Genomic DNA, 18,561 nt, shown 5'->3' on the forward strand with positions numbered 1-18,561 from the left:
TAGACCAACGTAGGGGGCTGGTCTTTGAGGCCAGTAGCGCTAAACTCGGGCTGGCTGTCCTTTCTGTCCACCCTGGCTGGAATATAAAAATGAAAAATAATAATAGCCTGCTACGCCACTTACCCTGGCTGGTGCTGGCAATTGTAGGAGCGTGCGCCCTGGGCGTAGTGGCCTTGCGCCGCGGCGAGGCGATCAACGCCTTGTGGATTGTGGTCGCTGCTGTGGCCATCTACCTGGTTGCGTACCGTTACTACAGTCTGTTCATCGCCAACAACGTGATGCAACTCGATCCACGGCGGGCAACCCCTGCGGTGGTCAACAACGATGGTCTGGACTACGTACCAACCAACAAACACATTCTTTTCGGTCACCACTTTGCGGCGATTGCCGGTGCAGGCCCGTTGGTCGGCCCGGTGCTGGCGGCGCAAATGGGCTATCTGCCCGGTACCCTCTGGCTGATTGCCGGGGTGGTGCTGGCCGGTGCGGTGCAAGACTTCATGGTCCTGTTCCTGTCCACTCGTCGCAACGGCCGTTCCCTGGGGGACATGGTTCGCGAAGAGATGGGCCGCATTCCGGGGACCATCGCGCTGTTCGGCTGCTTCCTGATCATGATCATCATCCTCGCGGTGCTGGCGCTGATCGTGGTCAAGGCCCTGGCCGAGAGCCCATGGGGCATCTTCACGGTGATGGCGACCATCCCGATCGCGATGTTCATGGGCATCTACATGCGCTACATCCGCCCGGGCCGCATCGGGGAAATCTCGATCATCGGCGTGCTGTTGCTGCTGGGTTCGATCTGGCTGGGCGGGCAGATTGCCGCTGATCCAGAGTGGGCCAAGGCGTTCACCTTCACCGGTATCCAGATCACCTGGATGCTGATCGGCTACGGCTTCGTGGCTGCTGTGCTGCCGGTGTGGCTGATCCTGGCGCCCCGCGACTACCTGTCGACGTTCCTGAAAATCGGCACCATCATCGCCCTGGCGATTGGCATCCTGGTCACCATGCCTGACCTGAAAATGCCGGCACTCACCCAGTTCATCGACGGCACCGGCCCGGTGTGGAAGGGCGGCCTGTTCCCGTTCCTGTTCATCACCATTGCCTGTGGCGCGGTCTCGGGCTTCCATGCGCTGATCTCCTCGGGCACCACGCCCAAGCTGCTGGCCAGTGAAAGCCACGCCCGTTACATCGGTTACGGCGGTATGCTGATGGAGTCGTTCGTGGCCATCATGGCGATGGTTGCTGCTTCGGTGATCGAGCCTGGCGTGTACTTCGCCATGAACAGCCCGGCTGCCATTGTCGGCACCGACGTGGTCACCGTGGCGCAAACCGTCAGCAGCTGGGGCTTTGCCATTACGCCTGAGGCGCTCTCTGCAGTGGCCCACGATATCGGCGAATCCACCATCCTGGCCCGTGCCGGCGGTGCACCGACTTTGGCGGTAGGTATCGCGCAGATCCTGCACAGCGTGCTGCCGGGTGAAAACACCATGGCGTTCTGGTACCACTTTGCGATCCTGTTCGAAGCGCTGTTCATCCTTACGGCAGTGGATGCCGGTACCCGCGCCGGTCGTTTCATGCTGCAAGACCTGCTCGGTTCCTTCGTGCCTGCGCTCAAACGCACCGAGTCGTGGACTGCCAACCTGATTGCTACCGCAGGCTGCGTGGCGATGTGGGGTTACTTGCTGTACCAGGGCGTGATCGACCCGCTGGGTGGCATCAATACCTTGTGGCCGCTGTTCGGTATCTCCAACCAGATGCTGGCCGGTATCGCGCTGATGCTGGCGACCGTTGTGCTGATCAAAATGAAGCGTCAGCGCTACATTTGGGTGACCATGTTGCCGGCTGTCTGGCTGCTGATCTGCACCACCACCGCAGGCTTCATCAAGCTGTTCGACGCCAACCCGGCGATCGGCTTCCTGTCGCTGGCCAAGAAATACAGCGATGCCCTGGCTAACGGCCAGATCCTCGCCCCGGCCAAGAGCATCGACCAGATGCAACACGTGATCTGGAACGCCTACACCAACGCAACGCTGACGGCGCTGTTCCTGTTCGTGGTGTTCAGCATCCTGTTCTATGCGCTCAAAGTCGGCGTCGCCGCCTGGGGCAACAAAGAGCGTACGGATAAAGAAGCCCCGTTCCAGGCTGTACCGGACGCATAACGAGGATTGCAGACATGTTCAATGACATCAGTCGCGTCGGTAAATACCTCGGTCAGGCCGCCCGCCTGATGGTCGGCATGCCCGACTACGACACCTACGTCGAGCATATGCAAACCAAACACCCGGACAAGCCGGTGATGGACTACAAGGCGTTCTTCCGGGAGCGCCAGGAAGCCCGTTACGGCGGCAAGGGTGGGCCCAAATGCTGCTAAGTTGGTAAAACGGCTGTACCTGTAGGAGCGAGCTTGCTCGCGAAAAACGCAAGGACACCACGTGCAGCCAGACAGCACGCGTTATCGTTGACGTTCTTCGCGAGCAAGCTCGCTCCTACAGTTGTTTTTGCGCCCTCATATTTCAGGAGAATCTCTTTGTCCTCTCCCATCCCCGTCACCATCCTCAGCGGCTTCCTCGGTGCCGGCAAGACCACCTTGCTGCGCCACCTGCTCAAAGCCGAGCACGGCTTGAAAATCGCTGTGATCGAAAACGAATTCAGTGACGCCGGTATCGACACCCAATTGCTGGGCGACGAGCCAGTGCAAGTGATGACCCTGTCCAACGGCTGCGTGTGCTGCACCATCCACACCGACCTGACCAAAGCCCTGTACCTGTTGCTGGAACGCCTGGACAGCGGCGAGATCGCCTTCGACCGGCTGGTGATCGAATGCACCGGCCTGGCCGACCCTGCGCCGGTGGCCCAGACCTTCTTCATCGACGAAGAGCTGCGCGAACGCTATATCCTCGACGGCATCATCACCCTGGTGGATGCGGCCCACGCCGAGCATCATCTGACCCAGACCATCGCCCAGGCCCAGATCGGCTTTGCCGACCGCCTGTTGGTGAGCAAACGCGACCTGGTAGACGACGCCAGCTTCGACGCCCTCAGCCAGCGCCTCACCCGCATCAACCGCCGTGCGCCAATTCGTGTGGTGGATCACGGCAAGATTGACCTGGCCGAATTGCTGGATGTGCGCGGCTTCAACCTCAACGCCGGCATGAGCCTGCGCCCGGTGAGTGCAGCGCCTTCGGTCGACCGTATTTCCAGCCTGGTGCTGCGCACCGACCAGCCGCTGGATATCGACCGTCTCAGCGAGTTCATGAACGAACTGCTGGAAGACCATGGCAAGCAACTGCTGCGTTACAAGGGCGTATTGAACATTGCCGGAGAAGACCGACGCATGGTGTTCCAGGGCGTGCTGAAGCTGTATGGCTTCGACTGGGATACCGAATGGGCCGAGGGCGAGGCGCGGGAGAGTGTGATCGTGTTTATTGCCGATGAGCTGCCCGAAGACAAGATCCGCCAAGGCTTTGAGCGGGTCTACCAATAAACCCGACTTGAAATGCACTCCAATGTGGGAGCTGGCTTGCCTGCGATAGCGGCGGGTCAATCACTGATGGGCTGACTGCAAAACCGCCATCGCAGGCAAGCCAGCTCCCACAGTTGACCCTGTTTCAAATTGAAATCGGCATAAAAAAGCCCGGCTCATGAGCCGGGCTTCTTATTCACGCAACTGCCATCAAGCGCCGTATACCGGCAGCTTCTTGCAGATAGCCTTGACCTTCTCACGTACCGCGTCGATCACGGCTTCGTTGTTCAGGTCGGCCAGGATGTCGCAGATCCAGCCCGCCAGTTCCTTGCACTCGGCTTCCTTGAAGCCACGGGTGGTCACTGCCGGGGTGCCGAAGCGCAGGCCGGAGGTGACGAACGGCGAACGTGGATCGTTCGGCACGGAGTTCTTGTTCACGGTGATGAAAGCTTTGCCCAGGGCAGCGTCAGCATCTTTACCGGAAATGTCCTGCTTGATCAGCGACAGCAGGAACAGGTGGTTTTCGGTACCGCCGGACACCACGTCAAAACCGCGCTCGATGAACACGCTGGCCATGGTCTTGGCGTTCTTGACCACTTGTTGCTGGTAGGTCTTGAACTCAGGCTGCAGTGCTTCCTTGAAGCAGATCGCCTTGGCCGCGATCACGTGCTCCAGCGGGCCGCCTTGGGCGCCCGGGAAAACGGCGGAGTTGAGCTTCTTCTCGATCTCGGCGTTGGCGCGTGCCAGGATCAGGCCGCCACGTGGACCGCGCAGGGTCTTGTGGGTCGTGGTGGTGACCACGTCGGCGTAAGGCACTGGGTTGGGGTAAACGCCCGCAGCCACCAGACCGGCCACGTGGGCCATGTCGACGAACAGGTAGGCACCGACCTTGTCGGCGATTTCACGGAAGCGTGGGAAGTCCAGGATCTGCGAGTAGGCAGAGAAACCGGCCACGATCATTTTTGGCTTGTGCTCGACCGCCAGGCGCTCGACTTCGTCGTAGTCGATCAGGCCGTTGGCATCGATACCGTACTGAACGGCGTTGTACAGCTTGCCGGAGGACGAAACCGTGGCGCCGTGGGTCAGGTGACCGCCGTGGGCCAGGCTCATGCCCAGGATGGTGTCGCCGCCTTGCAGCAGGGCCAGGTACACGGCGCTGTTGGCTTGGGAACCGGCGTGTGGCTGGACGTTGGCGTAATCGGCGCCGAACAGCTCTTTTGCACGGTCGATGGCCAACTGCTCAACCACGTCGACGTACTCGCAACCACCGTAGTAGCGCTTGCCTGGGTAGCCTTCGGCGTACTTGTTGGTCAGAACCGAACCTTGAGCCTCCATCACCGCAGGGCTGGTGTAGTTTTCCGAAGCGATCAGCTCAATGTGCTCTTCCTGGCGCACGGCTTCTTGCTCCATGGCGGCGAAGAGATCGGCGTCGTACTTGGCAATAGTCAAATCACGGCTGAACATGGCGGTCCTCAAGGATCGGGGGCAGAAAAGGAGGGCATTCTAACCCAATGGGTTTTAGATGGCATATGAAAGGACATCATGTCGCGGACAAGTGGGCTTCATCTGGGGATGATCGTTCCCACGCTCTGCGTGGGAATGCATCCCGTGACGCTCTGCGTCACATTTAAAAGCGGACGCAGAGCGTCCAGAATAGCTTTCCCACGCGGAGCGTGGGAACGATCAGGGACTTCAGTCAAACATGAACAGCGCATCATTACTGAACTGCACCTCAAACCGATTCGCCGGCATCGGCCGCCCGAACAGGTAACCCTGCACCTCATCACAGCCATGCTCACGCAGGAAGTCCAACTGCTCATGGGTTTCCACGCCTTCGGCGATCACTGCCAGGTTCAGGCTGTGGGCCATGGCAATAATCGCCCGGGCGATCTGCGCGTCCTGCTCACCGGAGGGCAGGCCATCGACGAAGGTGCGGTCGATCTTCAGCACATCGATGGGGAATTGCTTGAGGTAGTTGAGCGACGAATAGCCGGTGCCAAAGTCATCCACCGCGATGCTCAGGCCCAGGTTTTTCAGGCTGGCGAGGATCTGCAGGGCTTCGTTGACTTCACGCATCAGGATACTTTCGGTCAGTTCCAGCTCCAGGCACGCCGGCGGCAGGCCGGTGTCCTTGAGGATGGTGGCGATGCGCGTGCCCAACTGGCCGTCGGAGAACTGCCGCGCCGAGATGTTCACTGATACTTTCGGCACGCGCACTTTGTTCTGGTGCCAGGTCTTGAGCTGGCGGCAGGCTTCGCCGATCACCCAGTCGCCCACATCCACCACCAGCCCGAGCTCTTCCAGTACCGGGATAAAGTCCCCGGGCGGTACCAGGCCACGGCGCGGGTGGCGCCAGCGCAGCAGGGCTTCGGCGCCGGTCAGGCGTTTGCCGTCGCCGCTGAATTGCGGCTGGTAATAGAGCACGAATTCGTTCTGGTCCAGGGCGTGGCGCAGGTCGCTTTCCAGTTCCAGGCGCTCCAGGGCGCTGGCGTTCATGTCGGCCTGGTAGAACTGGAAGTTGTTCTTGCCGCGCTCTTTAGCGTGATACATCGCCGTGTCGGCGTTTTTCATCAATTGGCTCAGCTCGTTGCCGTCTTGCGGGCTCAGGGCGATGCCGATACTGGCGGTCACGAAGAATTCGCGGCCCTCCAGCACAAAGGGTTTGACCAGGCTGGCGAGGATCTGCTCGGCCACATGAATCGCGCGGTTCAGCGCCATGTCGCGGCTAACCCGTGGTTGCAGGAGCAAGGTGAATTCGTCGCCGCCCATGCGCGCCACGGTGTCGTCCTCGGCCACACAACCGAGCAGGCGCGTGGCCATTTCCTTGAGCATCCGGTCGCCGGCCGCGTGGCCGAGGGAGTCGTTGATCGGCTTGAAGCGGTCAAGGTCGAGGAACATCAGCACCACCCACGACTTCTGCCGTTCGGCGGACTGCAACGCGGTGTGCAGGCGGTCCTGGAACAGGGTGCGGTTGGGCAGGTGGGTCAGGGCGTCGTAGTAGGCCAGGCGGTGGATGCGCTGCTCACTGGCCTTGCGCTCGCTGATATCGCTGAAGAAACACACGTAGCTGGCCAGGTCGCCTTCGTCGTCGAACACCGCGGTAATGCCGACCCAGGCCGGGTAATGCTCGCCATTGAGACGCTTGAGCCACACCTCGCCTTCCCAGGTGCTGTGCTGGTGCAATTGCTTGAGCACATAACGCAGATGGGCTTCCTGCTGCTCATCGACGGTGAGCATATTGGGCAACTGGTCGAGCACATCGCTCACCGCATAGCCGCTGACCCGGCTGAACGCCTCGTTGGCCTGCACGATATAACCGGCTGGGTCGGTGATCAGGATCGCCGAAGTGGAATGTTCGAACACCGTGGCTGCCATGCGCAGATCTTTTTCGGCGCGGCGTTGCTGGCTGATATCGCGGCCCACGCCGAGGATGCCTTCAAACGCGCCATGTTCATCCCACACCAGCACCAGGCGCAGTTCGATCGGCACTTTGCGCCCGTCGGCGCGCAGGCAGTCGAACAAAAACAGTTGGGTCTGGACTTCATCGCGCAACGTGTTCAAGGCGTCGGGGTTGCCGAGGGCGCGGCTGACCTGTTCCATCAGGCTGTAAATGCCGGTCAACTGCTGAGGGTTGGCAACGATCGACTGCCAGCCGTTCTTGAACACCCAGTCCACGTCATAGCCCAGGACGGTGTTGACCGAGGGGCTGATGTAGTTGAGGGCCAGTTGGCTGTCGGTGGAGCAGATCACGTCGCTGATGCTTTCGGCCAGCATCCGGTAGCGCTGTTCACTGTCGCGTAGTGATTCACTGGCCTCGATCTGGTCGGTAATGTCCTTGGCCACGCCGATGATCCGGGTGACCACCGTAGAGGTATCGCGGGCCAGCGCCTGTTCGCGGATATCGAAGCGGCGCCACTGGTTATTGCGGTGGCGAAAGCGCAGTTGGCAGTGCAATTGGGTCGTATAGCCGACCTGGCGTTGCTGTTCGCGCGCGTCATGGTAGTGCTCGGCGTCTTCTGGGTGTAGCAGGATTTCCCAGAAGTACTCACCCATTTGCTGCAGTTCGGCTTTGTTGTAGCCCAGGGTGTGACCCAGGTGATGGTTGCTGAAAATCATGCGCTGGCTGATCACGTCCTGCACATACAGGTGATCGGGCACGGTGCGCACCACATCCGACCAGAAGCTCTCGCGCTCCACCAGCGACAACTCGATCAGCTTGCGGCTGGTGATGTCGCTGATGCTGAGAATCACGGCCTTGACGTCATCCTGCTGCTCCGGCAAACGCATCACCAGCCACAGGTACTGTTCGTTGCCGGCCACGTCGTTGAGCTGGATTTCCAGCTCCAGCTGTTTTTGCCGGGTCAGTACCGCTTCCAGCACTTGGTAGCCGATGGACGTGGCATTGCTCGGGCAATCATCGATCAGGCGCTCCCACGCCTGCTCGCAAGACGCGACGTTGAGCAGGCGCACGGCCATCTGGTTGACCTCGGTGACGCGCAACTCCTTGAGCAGTTGCTTGCGCTCGGCGGGGTTGGCCTGCAACCAGGCGTGCAACTGCTCACGGCTTTGCACCTGGGTCTTGTTGCAAAACGCCTTCAGCCCCGACAGGTCCAGCACGCACAACGCGACGCCGGTGCCTTCGAAGATGTCCTGGTAGCGTCGCCGGCCTTCGTTCACCTGGCGTTGGCGACGGCGCATGTTGAGCAGCACGATCACCGGGATCAGCGAAAACGCCAGGCCGAGCAGGCACTTGCCGATAAAGGCCGGCAGCAGTTGTTCCAGCACCGCACTGCGGTCAAACATGCCGCGCAGTTGCCAATCGCTTTTGCTCAACGGCGTGACCAGCACGCTGCGGTTCAATTCTTCCGGCGTCAGGGCGCCGGACCACTGCGCCGGCATGCCGCTGTCACGGCTGACCACACGATGGTTCAGGCTGTTCTCGATTGCCCACATCGGGCGCTGGCCCTGGACATCCTGGCGTGTGAGGTTGGCCAGATAATTGGGCGCCAGGCGCAAGGCCCAGTACATCTTGGAGCCACCGCTGGGTTGGTGCAGCAACAGATAGATGACCGTGCCGTCATTGTCGTTGCTCAGGTAGTAGGACTGGGCGTGACTGCGCTTGACCAGGTCTTCGAGCAGGGCACTGTCTTGGCTGCCTTCGGCAGTGTCGCTGATCAGTGCGCCGCTGGGGGCGAGCAGGGCGAAGCTGCGCAGGTCCGGCAGCGAGCGCTGCAAGGTGCGCATCAGGGCCTGCTGCTGTTCGGCATTGCGCGGCGGCTCGACAATCGGCAACAGGTTCAGGGCGATCTGCGCGCTCAGGGCCATGCTCTGGCTGATCTGCTCGGCCAGGTCGGCGCTGTAGTCGATGGTGTATTGCTGTTGGTTTTTCTGGTTCTGCTGCAATTGGTCCAACAGTTGCCAGAACAACAAGGCGAGCAACAGCAGGACAAGCGTCGCCAACGCGCCTTTCAAGGTGCCGTGCAGGGGCGCTCCCGGCGCAATATGAGCGGCGCGCAAGGGCGTGGGCGGCGTGACGTTGGACAAACTGTGATCCTGCGGTTTGGCTGGACTGGCGCGCGACGTGCACTATAAGCCGGACGCCCGAAGGGCGGCTAGCATGCCTTGAGTTGTGGCAAAGTGCCAGTCCTGCCTGGCTGGACTGCCCCAGCGCATTCAGGTAGCTTTGCCGGTTACGCGGGGGCGTTCCAGCCCCAGACATTCAGGCTTTTTTTGCTCGCTGGCATTGATGATAGTCAAAGGCCCGCGCGGCGCATGGCCTGGCACGGGCTTCGTCCGCTTAATTCATCAGTCACTGACGCTAGGTTCACCATGGCTCAATACGTCTTCACCATGCATCGGCTGGGAAAAGTTGTTCCGCCGAAGCGGGAAATCCTGAAAAACATTTCGCTGTCCTTCTTCCCAGGCGCCAAGATCGGCGTGCTCGGCCTCAACGGTTCGGGTAAGTCCACCCTGCTGAAAATCATGGCGGGCGTTGACACCGAGTTCGAAGGCGAAGCCCGTCCGATGCCGGACCTGAACATCGGCTACCTGCCGCAAGAGCCGATCCTGGACCCGACCAAGACCGTGCGTGAAGTGGTCGAAGAAGCCGTCAGCGTGATCAAGGACGCCCAGGCCCGCCTGGACGAGGTCTACGCCGCCTACGCCGAACCGGATGCCGACTTCGACAAGCTGGCCGCCGAACAGGCCAAGCTCGAAGCGATCCTGCAGGCGGGTGATGGCCACAACCTGGAGCGCCAACTGGAAGTCGCCGCCGATGCGCTGCGCCTGCCAGCCTGGGACGCCAAGGTCGAACACCTGTCCGGTGGTGAGAAGCGTCGTGTGGCCCTGTGCCGCCTGCTGCTGTCGGCCCCTGACATGCTGCTGCTCGACGAACCGACCAACCACCTGGACGCCGATTCCGTCGCCTGGTTGGAGCACTTCCTCCACGATTTCCCGGGCACCGTGGTTGCGATCACGCACGACCGTTACTTCCTGGACAACGTCGCCGGCTGGATCCTGGAGCTCGACCGCGGCGCCGGTATCCCTTACGAGGGCAACTACTCCGGTTGGCTGGAAGCCAAGTCCGACCGTCTGGCCGCCGAATCCAAGCAGCAATCGGCCCACGAAAAAGCCATGAAGGAAGAACTGGAATGGGTGCGCAAAGGCGCCAAGGCCCGCCAGTCCAAATCCAAGGCCCGTCTGCAACGCTTTGAAGAAATGCAGTCGCAGGAATTCCAGAAGCGCAGCGAAACCAACGAGATCTACATCCCGGCTGGTCCGCGCCTGGGTGACAAGGTCATTGAGTTCAAGAACGTGACCAAAGGCTATGGCGACCGCGTGCTGATCGACAACCTGTCGTTCGCCATGCCAAAAGGCGCGATCGTCGGCGTTATCGGCGGTAACGGTGCGGGTAAATCCACACTGTTCCGCATGCTGATGGGCAAGGAAACCCCGGACTCCGGCAGCATCGAGATCGGTGACACCGTGCAGTTGGCCTGTGTGGACCAGAGCCGCGACGACCTCGACGGCAGCAAGACTGTGTTCCAGCAGATCTCCGACGGTTCCGACCAGATCCGCATCGGCAACTATGAAATCCCGTCGCGCACCTACGTCGGCCGTTTCAACTTCAAGGGCGGCGACCAGCAGAAGTTCGTCAAGGACCTGTCCGGTGGTGAGCGCGGTCGCTTGCACCTGGCCCTGACCCTGAAAGAGGGCGGCAACGTCCTGCTGCTCGACGAACCGTCCAACGACCTCGACGTTGAAACCCTGCGTTCCCTGGAAGAAGCCCTGCTGGACTTCCCGGGCGCCGCCATTGTGATCTCTCACGATCGGTGGTTCCTTGACCGCGTCGCGACCCACATCCTGGCGTACGAAGATGACTCCCAAGCGGTGTTCTTCGAAGGTAACTACACCGAGTACGAAGCCGACCGTAAAAAGCGCTTGGGTGAGGCCGCTGCCCAGCCGCACCGCGTACGCCACAAAAAACTGGCCTGATGCTGCAATAGCCGCAACAGCCTGTTGAAAAAATACCCCTCACGCAGGGGTATTTTTTTGCCCGCGTTATGCCGGGAGCGTCGTGGGCGCCAGCGCTGGGCGGCTGCGCAGCAATTCTTCGACCACCCCCATGAACGCCTCGACCAACAATGAGCGTGACGGTGAGCGCGTGAGTATCAGCAGGTGTACCCAGGCTTCGGGGTCTGCCAAGGGGCGGTAGACCACGCCTTTCCTGGCCAGGGTTCGGGTGCACTGTGGCACGAGCGAGACACCTTGGCCTGCCGCCACCAGGGCGATGATCGAGGTGATCTGGCGCCCCGCAGGGCCCGGGCGCAGCGCCAGGCCACGGCGTTGATACAGGTGCTCGATGGAGCCGTTGAGGCCCGAACCGTAGTCGCTGGGGAACAGAATCAACGGGTACTCACTGAGCTGGGCGAGGGTGACTTCGCTTTGCTCCGCCAGCGGGTTGTCGCTGCAAAGCGCCGCCACCAGCGGTTCTTGCCCCAAGGACAAAGCCTCGACGCCGGTTTGCCCGGCCTCCGGCAGCAGGCGGCTCATGCCGACGTCGATGCGCCCGTCTAGCACGTGCGTGTGCAGGCTACCGGAAGCGCTTTCCACCAGGGTCAGTTGCACATCGGGAAAACGCTGGGCGAAGGCTTGCAGGGTTTGGCTGAAGAGTTCCGACAACGCGATCGAGCTGGCATAGCCTACGACCAGTTGGCCGGTCGAGCCGGCAGCCAGCTTGGCGGCGATGTCTTGCGCAAGCCTGGCGTGCTCCAGCGCTGCGCGGGCATACGGCAAAAAGTGCTGGCCTTGGGCGGTCAGTGTGACCGTGCGACTGGTGCGGTCGAACAGGCGAAAGCCAAGCTCGGTTTCCAGGGCCGAAATCTGCCGCGTCAGGGGCGGCTGGGCAAGGTGCAGGCGCTGGGCTGCGCGGCCGAAGTGCAGCTCTTCGGCGACCGTCAGGAAGTACCGTAACTTGCGTAGATCAAGCATTCTGTTTCCTGGGTATTGATCGGTCCGAATTCGGTATTGGTGTTCGCTGCGCTGGGTATTCTATAAACATCCTCGACTATAAGACGAGAGGCCACATGAACCCGCGCATGCATCACGCCCGCTTCGCCGTGTTCCTGTGTGGCTGTGCGGCGTTTCTGAATCTCTATGCGACACAGAGCATCCTGCCTGCGTTTGCCGAAAGCTTCCAGGTGAGTGCCCGGCAGGCAGGGTGGAGCATTACGGTGACCACGCTGGCGGTGGCGGTGACCGCGCCGTTTGTCGGGCGCCTGACCGGCCGTTTCGAGCAGCGCACGGTGATTGCCGTGGCCGCGTTGCTGCTGGCGCTGCCGACGCTGCTGACGGCCTATGTGGACAGTTTTGCCGAGCTGCTGGTGTGGCGTTTTGTCGAAGGGATGTTGATTCCCGTGGTGTTCGCCACCAGCGTGGCTTATATCGGTGATCGCTGGCGTGCGGCCACGGTCACCGAGATCACCAGTTTGTACGTCGCGGGGACGGTGCTCGGTGGGTTTGCCGGGCGCTTTGTTTCGGGTGTCATGACCCAATATGTGGGCTGGCGCGAAGCCTTCGAACTGTTGGCGGTGATCAGCCTGCTGGTCGGCCTGCTGATTGTGTGGCTGTTGCCGGCCAATCCGGTGGCGCGGCCCGGCGTTGCGGCCGTGGGCATGCACGGGGTGCGCCGCCTTCTGCGCAAACCCTTGCTGGCGGCCTATGGCGTCGGTTTCTGCGTGCTGTTCTCCCAAGTCGCAACCTTTACCTATGCCGGGCTGTATCTCAGCCAGGCCCCGTTCAACCTGGGCGCCGCCGCCTTGGGCACTTTGTATGCGGTGTTTCTGCTGGCGCTGGTGGTCATTCCTGTTGCGGGGCGCTTGAGCAAATCGCGACCACAATCGCAGTTACTGACCGGCGCTGTGGCGCTCGGCATCTGTGGCTCGGCGCTGACATTGTTGCCGTCCCTGTGGCTGATCGTGTTGGGGCTGGCCCTGAGTTCGACCGGCGTATTCCTGGCACAGGCATCCGCCAATGCGTATATCGCCACCACGGCAGGCCCGGACAAGTCCGGCGCCGTGGGGCTGTACCTGACCGGCTATTACCTGGGCGGCAGCGCCGGCGCCGTGGTCCCGGCCATGCTTTGGAATCAATGGGGCTGGCCGGGCTGCGTCGCGTTGGTCGCAGGTTTTCAGCTGTTGTCGCTGGCGATTGCCCTGCTGGGCTGGAAACCGGTAAAGCCCCAGGCCCTGATCGCCGGACAGCGCGGCAAACCAGCCTGATTTTTCATCCAATAAAGGACTATGAGAGGTGAACATGACTAACACCGTGATCAAGCGCAGCCAGTTGTTGAAGCTCATCGAACCGGTATTGAACGACATGCCGGCCGGTGCCTTGCGCCACGCGCTGTTCGAAGCCTTCTGGGCTCAGGAAGACGCACTGGTGGATATCGAAGACGCTTTTGCGCGACTCACCTCGCGTCGGCATTCGCCGGCGGTACTGCGCAAGTTCTTCGCCAGTTGGTCCAAGACCAATAATTCGGCGGCCAGTGTGTCCGGCCTGGCCAACCGCATTACCTTGCTGGCGCGCTCCGATGAAGGCTCCGCCGCCGCCGCGCAGTTGTACCGCGCCTGCGGCAGCCTGCAACGCATCACCGATGAAGATCTGGGCGCGTTGGGTAATACCTTGCACGCGGACCTGTTCTACACCATGGCCACCGCGCTGTGCGGTGATGACCAGTGGATATTGAAGGACAATTGCCTGCCCTCGGCACAGGCGTTCAAGGACTGGACCGACACCCGCCGCCTGCGTGATCGCGACCTGTTGCAGGGGTTGCTGACCACGTTGATCCACGAGGTGTACACCCACGGCGAAGTGGAATTCATCCACCCGCTGTACTCGCAGTGGTTCGTGCGGGACATGGGCGTGCCGCCGGAGAAATCCCGGGCGACGGTGGCCTGGGTCACGGTGCACACCGGCGGTACCGAGAGCAACCATTTCGCCCATGCGGTGGCGGCGGTGAATGAGTTCACCACTGCCATGCAGATTGAAGTGGACCCCGCCACGGCGCGCGACATTTTTGCTCAATACCTGCAGCGTAAAGCCAGTGTGATGAGCGACTGTGCGCAGTTGCTGGGTTAACCCGGCCTTTTTGCCTGAGAGCCTCTGACCCAGATGAACACCCTGAAGCAGACCGCAACGCCATCGTTGTCGCCGCCGGACCCGGTCAGCGTGCGTCGCCGCGCTCTGGTGGCAGGCTGCGGCGCGCATGCCGTGCACGATGGGCTGACCGATGTGATTTATGTGCTGTTGCCGATCTGGCAAGCGCAGTTCGGCCTCAGCTACGCCCAGATCGGCCTGTTGCGTGGTGCTTACGCGGGCATGATGGCCGGTTTTCAGTTACTGGCCAGCCGTGCTGCCGCACGCTGGGGGCGTGAACGCTTGCTGGTAGGTGGCACTGCGTTGGCGGGACTGGCCTACCTGCTGGCCGGCCAGGCTGGCGGGCTGGGCGTGTTGCTGTTGGCGCTGCTGCTGGGCGGGCTCGGCGCGAGTACGCAGCACCCGCTGGCCTCGTCGTTGATCACCGATACGCACGAGGCCGGCGGAGGCGTCAAACAAGCGCTGTCGCAGTACAACTTCAGCGGCGATATCGGCAAGACCTTGATCCCGGGGTTGATCGGCCTGTTGCTGGCGGTCATCAGTTGGCGCGCCAGTGTCACCCTGCTGGGTGTACTCGGGCTCCTGGCGGCAGGCCTGTTGTGGTGGCTGATCCCGGCACGCGCCGAGGCTTCGGCGGCGCCGGTGAAAGCCACCCGTACGGGCGCCGGCGCCGGCTCCGCGAGCGGCCTGCGTGCGCTGATCGTGACCGGCACGCTGGACAGCGCCGTGCGCATGGGTTTCCTCACGTTCCTGCCGTTTTTGCTCAAGGCCAAGGGCGCCGGGCCTGCGGGCATCGGCCTGGCGCTGACGATGCTGTTCGTCGGCGGCGCCTTCGGCAAATTGCTGTGCGGTTACCTCGGTGCGCGCATCGGCATGATGAAAACGGTATGGGCCACGGAGTTCACCACGGCTGTGCTGATTGTCATGGCGGTGTACTTGCCCTACGCCGGCTTGATGGTGATGTTGCCGCTGCTGGGGCTGGCGCTGAACGGCACGTCGTCGGTGCTGTACGGCGCAGTCCCGGACTTGGCAGGGCCGGGCAGGCGCGACCAGGCGTTCGCCGTGTTCTACACCGGCACCATCGGTGGCGGCGCCTTGGCGCCGGTGCTGTTCGGCAGCCTTGGGGATGCCACCGGTGTGCCCATGGCCGTCCTGTTGCTGGCCGCCACCCTGTTGCTGACCTTGCCGCTGTCCTGGCGGGTTCAGCAAGGGTTGGAGGCCCAAGCCCGGTAGGGCGAACGAATTTTTCAGCGTGTTCTGGCAGGTATAACAATGAATAATAGTGAACCCTCTGCCGTGTCATTGCCGTTGTCCCAGCGTGCGCAACGTCTCAGCGCACCCGGCACGTCCAACATGCGCAGTAAAGCCAATGCCTTGAAAGAAGCCGGCGTCAACGTGGTCAACTTTGCCGCGGGCGAATTGTCCTTCGATGCCTGCCCGGTCATGAAAGCCGCCGCGGCCGATGCGCTCGCCACTGCCCGCAACCGCTATACGCCGCCCATCGGCCTGCCCCAGCTACGCCACGCGCTGGCGCAGCAGGTCACTCAGCGCTGCGGGGTGAATTACGCCGCCGATGAAATAGCGGTGACCGCGGGTGCCAAGCAGGCGCTGTATAACGCTGCAATGGTGCTGCTCAATCCGGGGGATGAAGTCATCGTCGCGGTGCCGTACTGGGAAACCTTCCCCACCCAGATCCAACTGGCCGGTGGCGTTCCCGTCTATGTCGACACGGCTGCGGATGACTATCGCCTCACCTGCGCAGCGGTCCAGAAGGCCCTGACCCCGCGTACCCGGATGATTGTGATCAACACCCCGAACAATCCGACGGGCACGGTTTATCAGCGCGAAGAACTGCTGGGTATTGCCCGGCTCGCCTTCGCACACAGGCTTTGGGTAGTGTTCGACGAGTGTTACCGCAAACTGGTGCGCGCGCCCCATGAACATCACAACATCGTGTCGCTGTTTGCGCCGCTCAAACATCAGACGGTACTGGTCGATTCGTTTTCCAAGAGCCACGCGGTCACCGGCTGGCGGGTAGGGTATGCGTGTGCGCCCGCCCCAGTCATCGCCGCCATGCACAACCTGCAAGGGCATACGACGTCCAACCCCAGCAGCCTGTCCCAATATGCCGCGCTCGGCAGCCTGATGGCGGACGTGCCGCACTTTACCCGCCAGGTCAATGCCTTCCTCGACCAGCAATTGCTCGCGGCCTGCACTTGCCTGGGGCATGTCGACGGCATTCGGTGCGCCCCGCCGGAAGGGGCGTTCTATCTGTTTATCGATGTGTCCCGCAAGTTGGGGGGGCGCTACCTGGGCACCGTTATTCGTGACGTCGACCACTTGGCCGATCTGTTATTGACCGAGGCCCATATTGCGGTAGTGCCAGGCTCTGGCTGTGGTGACGGCAACAGCATCCGTATCTCCTACGCCGTTGAGCGTGAAGCGCTGATTGAGGGCCTCACACGCTTCGCTCGTTTCATGTCAGAAATCGTTGCGCATTAACCCCACCTTAAAAGGATATGAGCCGTGGAAAATCTGAGCCGCCAATTTATCGGGTACGTGAACCAGGCGCTGGTGGATGTCGAGGACGGACATCTGGCCCAGGCCCTGCTCAGCGGTTTCAACAGTCAAACCGACGCGCTGGACACGTACTGCGAGACCTATGTCGACATGACCTCCAGTAATTGGAGCGAGTCGTCACTGTGTACGTTCTTCTGTGGCTGGCGTAGCCCGGACGGCGCCGCCCATGCCGTATCGAGCATCATCGTGCGCATCCTCCAGGAGTCGGCATCGTTGACGGATGACGCCCGGTTGAAAATGCTCGAGGCGGCGGCCCATTGTGGGGAGATCATTGTCGAGGACATCGGGCTGGGTGAAATGCATGGGCATCCGCACCATTCCAAGCTGTATTACCGCATGGCTTCGGCCATCTGCGGCTCCGATGAATGGCGCCTGCAAGACAAATTCCTCAACCCGATTACCAAGGAGTTCTCCGGTTGGGTGGGGGAAAAGCGCCCGCTGGCGCCGCTGCTCATCGAAGCGCTGGAAATGATGGCCATGACGGAGTTGTTCAATACTGGCGAATACAACCTGATGACCCCGCTATGGAAACAGTGGTTGCGCGATGTACGGGGCTATAGCGCCGGTGAGGCCAGCCGCGTCGCGAGTTTTCTCAGTGTGCATTGCGGCAGCGTGGAAGCACGCCACTTCAAGCATGCCGCTGAGGCGTTGCGGCTGTATGCCAGCGCCACCGGGCAGGCCGTGGATTACGCGCGTATCGCACGGCTCTCCAGGGAGTACGTGGCCAGGGCCTGCGAACATCTGCAAAAGATGGCGTCGGTGCTCAAGTGCGAACAGCCCGCATGGGATTGAGGCTGTTCGATAACCCTTGTTGTGCCGCTGATAAGGAGCCTGAACCCTATGATGGATACCGAAGCGCGCCGACGCCCTCTGTCGGCGCTGTTGGATAGCAACCGTTGCCTGCGTGTACTCGAAGCCCATAGCCCGATATCGGCGTTGCTCGCGCAGCGCGCCAGGCTGGAGATCAGCCCAGGGCATACGGTGGGGTACGATGCCATCTGGTCGAGTTCGCTGACCGACTCGACCCAGCGCGGGTTACCCGACATCGAAATTCTTTCGCCCAGTAACCGATTGCCGGGGATTCGCGAAATATTCGACGTGTGCTCGCTGCCGCTGATCTTCGATGCCGATACCGGCGGCAAGGCCGAACATTTCGCGATTCATATCAAGATGCTGGAGCGTGCGGGCGTCTCGGCGGTGGTGATCGAAGACAAATGCGGCCTGAAGAAGAACTCACTCTTGGGCATCGAGGTCGACCAGGCGCAGGAGTCCATCGAGGCCTTTTGCGCCAAGCTCCAGGCCGGGTGCACGAGTCGCACCGGCTCAGGGCTGATGATGATTGCCCGGTGTGAAAGCTTGATTCTGAATCGCGGCATGGAAGAGGCGATGGCGCGATGCCTGGCGTATGTCGAGGCGGGGGCGGATGGCATCATGATCCACAGCCGCAAGCAGGATGGCCTGGAAATCCTGGAATTCGCCCGGCAGTTTCGCCTGCAGCGGCCCAGGGTACCGCTGATTTGCGTGCCGACCAGCTATGTTCACCTGAAGTTCGAGGTGCTGGAGCGAGCAGGTTTCAACGCGGTGATTTATGCCAATCACATGTTGCGCAGTGCCTACCTGGCCATGCGCGATACCGCCGTCGGAATCCTCGCCAATGGCAGGACGCTGGAACTGGAGCCACGTTGCCTGGGCATTGACGAGATACTCGACCTGGTGCCGGGCACGCGCTAGCGCCCTGCGCCAGGCTGTGGGCAAATGCTGTGGGAGCGGGCTTGCTCGCGAAAGCGGTGGGTCAGTCGCTGCCTCTGTTACTGCACCACCGCTATCGCAGGCAAGCCAGCTCCCACATTGGATGGAGTACACCG

At 61.6% G+C, this 18,561-nt stretch carries 13 protein-coding genes; 10 read left to right on the forward strand and 3 right to left on the reverse strand.

What is annotated here, in order from left to right:
• The first annotated feature begins 89 nt into the window (after window positions 1-89).
• The 3 genes from BT204_RS22295 (at window position 90) to yjiA (ending at window position 3,481) form a co-directional block, all read left to right on the forward strand.
• Entirely contained in the window at window positions 90-2,156 is a 2,067-nt protein-coding gene (locus BT204_RS22295) for a carbon starvation CstA family protein (RefSeq protein ID WP_072448305.1), read from the forward strand.
• 14 nt (window positions 2,157-2,170) lie between these two features.
• The gene (locus BT204_RS22300; RefSeq protein WP_072448306.1) at window positions 2,171-2,368 is read left to right on the forward strand and encodes a YbdD/YjiX family protein; all 198 of its coding nucleotides are present in this window, start codon (window positions 2,171-2,173) and stop codon (window positions 2,366-2,368) included.
• A 156-nt stretch (window positions 2,369-2,524) separates the two neighbouring features.
• A complete protein-coding gene (gene yjiA / locus BT204_RS22305; RefSeq protein ID WP_014720013.1) occupies window positions 2,525-3,481 on the forward strand; it encodes a GTPase in 957 nt (318 codons plus the stop codon).
• A 189-nt stretch (window positions 3,482-3,670) separates the two neighbouring features.
• On the opposite strand, the gene glyA is transcribed toward yjiA, so the two are convergent.
• Complete coding sequence (glyA, locus tag BT204_RS22310) at window positions 3,671-4,924, reverse strand: serine hydroxymethyltransferase (protein WP_003194304.1); 1,254 nt, start codon at window positions 4,922-4,924, stop codon at window positions 3,671-3,673.
• Window positions 4,925-5,152: 228 nt separating this feature from the next.
• Complete coding sequence (locus tag BT204_RS22315; RefSeq protein ID WP_072448308.1) at window positions 5,153-9,004, reverse strand: sensor domain-containing protein; 3,852 nt, start codon at window positions 9,002-9,004, stop codon at window positions 5,153-5,155.
• A 285-nt stretch (window positions 9,005-9,289) separates the two neighbouring features.
• Here BT204_RS22315 and ettA point away from each other — a divergent pair, with 285 nt between their 5' ends.
• Window positions 9,290-10,954 carry an energy-dependent translational throttle protein EttA gene (gene ettA, locus BT204_RS22320; protein WP_014720011.1) on the forward strand — a complete coding sequence of 555 codons (1,665 nt, stop codon included), beginning with the start codon at window positions 9,290-9,292 and terminating at the stop codon, window positions 10,952-10,954.
• A 66-nt stretch (window positions 10,955-11,020) separates the two neighbouring features.
• On the opposite strand, the gene BT204_RS22325 is transcribed toward ettA, so the two are convergent.
• Window positions 11,021-11,950 (reverse strand): LysR family transcriptional regulator, encoded by a 930-nt coding sequence (locus BT204_RS22325; protein ID WP_034126955.1) that lies wholly within the window; start codon window positions 11,948-11,950, stop codon window positions 11,021-11,023.
• A 95-nt stretch (window positions 11,951-12,045) separates the two neighbouring features.
• Here BT204_RS22325 and BT204_RS22330 point away from each other — a divergent pair, with 95 nt between their 5' ends.
• The 6 genes from BT204_RS22330 to aepX are packed head-to-tail and all read left to right on the forward strand — an operon-like array spanning window position 12,046 to window position 18,427.
• Window positions 12,046-13,239, forward strand: a complete 1,194-nt coding sequence (locus BT204_RS22330) for an MFS transporter (protein WP_054896151.1) — start codon at window positions 12,046-12,048, stop codon at window positions 13,237-13,239.
• Window positions 13,240-13,273: 34 nt separating this feature from the next.
• Complete coding sequence (locus tag BT204_RS22335; protein WP_019818016.1) at window positions 13,274-14,098, forward strand: hypothetical protein; 825 nt, start codon at window positions 13,274-13,276, stop codon at window positions 14,096-14,098.
• Window positions 14,099-14,131: 33 nt separating this feature from the next.
• Window positions 14,132-15,349 carry an MFS transporter gene (locus BT204_RS22340; protein ID WP_054896150.1) on the forward strand — a complete coding sequence of 406 codons (1,218 nt, stop codon included), beginning with the start codon at window positions 14,132-14,134 and terminating at the stop codon, window positions 15,347-15,349.
• Window positions 15,350-15,388: 39 nt separating this feature from the next.
• Window positions 15,389-16,618: a pyridoxal phosphate-dependent aminotransferase gene (locus tag BT204_RS22345; protein WP_072448310.1), complete on the forward strand. Its 1,230-nt coding sequence runs from the start codon at window positions 15,389-15,391 to the stop codon at window positions 16,616-16,618.
• 24 nt (window positions 16,619-16,642) lie between these two features.
• Window positions 16,643-17,488 carry a hypothetical protein gene (locus BT204_RS22350; protein WP_072448311.1) on the forward strand — a complete coding sequence of 282 codons (846 nt, stop codon included), beginning with the start codon at window positions 16,643-16,645 and terminating at the stop codon, window positions 17,486-17,488.
• A 48-nt stretch (window positions 17,489-17,536) separates the two neighbouring features.
• Window positions 17,537-18,427, forward strand: coding sequence for a phosphoenolpyruvate mutase (gene aepX, locus BT204_RS22355; protein ID WP_072448313.1), 891 nt, complete (start codon window positions 17,537-17,539; stop codon window positions 18,425-18,427).
• Window positions 18,428-18,561 lie beyond the last annotated feature (134 nt).

The organism is Pseudomonas sp. NFPP02, from assembly GCF_900119355.1.
Lineage (GTDB): Bacteria > Pseudomonadota > Gammaproteobacteria > Pseudomonadales > Pseudomonadaceae > Aquipseudomonas > Aquipseudomonas paracarnis.

What these genes read in the sequence shown, in the direction of transcription:
- BT204_RS22295 (WP_072448305.1), top strand. Translation starts at nt 90, where the DNA reads ATGAAAAATAATAATAGCCTGCTACGCCACTTACCCTGGCTGGTGCTG.
- BT204_RS22300 (WP_072448306.1), top strand. Translation starts at nt 2,171, where the DNA reads ATGTTCAATGACATCAGTCGCGTCGGTAAATACCTCGGTCAGGCCGCC.
- glyA (WP_003194304.1), bottom strand. Translation starts at nt 4,924, where the DNA reads ATGTTCAGCCGTGATTTGACTATTGCCAAGTACGACGCCGATCTCTTC.
- ettA (WP_014720011.1), top strand. Translation starts at nt 9,290, where the DNA reads ATGGCTCAATACGTCTTCACCATGCATCGGCTGGGAAAAGTTGTTCCG.
- BT204_RS22325 (WP_034126955.1), bottom strand. Translation starts at nt 11,950, where the DNA reads ATGCTTGATCTACGCAAGTTACGGTACTTCCTGACGGTCGCCGAAGAG.
- BT204_RS22330 (WP_054896151.1), top strand. Translation starts at nt 12,046, where the DNA reads ATGAACCCGCGCATGCATCACGCCCGCTTCGCCGTGTTCCTGTGTGGC.
- BT204_RS22335 (WP_019818016.1), top strand. Translation starts at nt 13,274, where the DNA reads ATGACTAACACCGTGATCAAGCGCAGCCAGTTGTTGAAGCTCATCGAA.
- BT204_RS22340 (WP_054896150.1), top strand. Translation starts at nt 14,132, where the DNA reads ATGAACACCCTGAAGCAGACCGCAACGCCATCGTTGTCGCCGCCGGAC.
- BT204_RS22345 (WP_072448310.1), top strand. Translation starts at nt 15,389, where the DNA reads ATGAATAATAGTGAACCCTCTGCCGTGTCATTGCCGTTGTCCCAGCGT.
- aepX (WP_072448313.1), top strand. Translation starts at nt 17,537, where the DNA reads ATGATGGATACCGAAGCGCGCCGACGCCCTCTGTCGGCGCTGTTGGAT.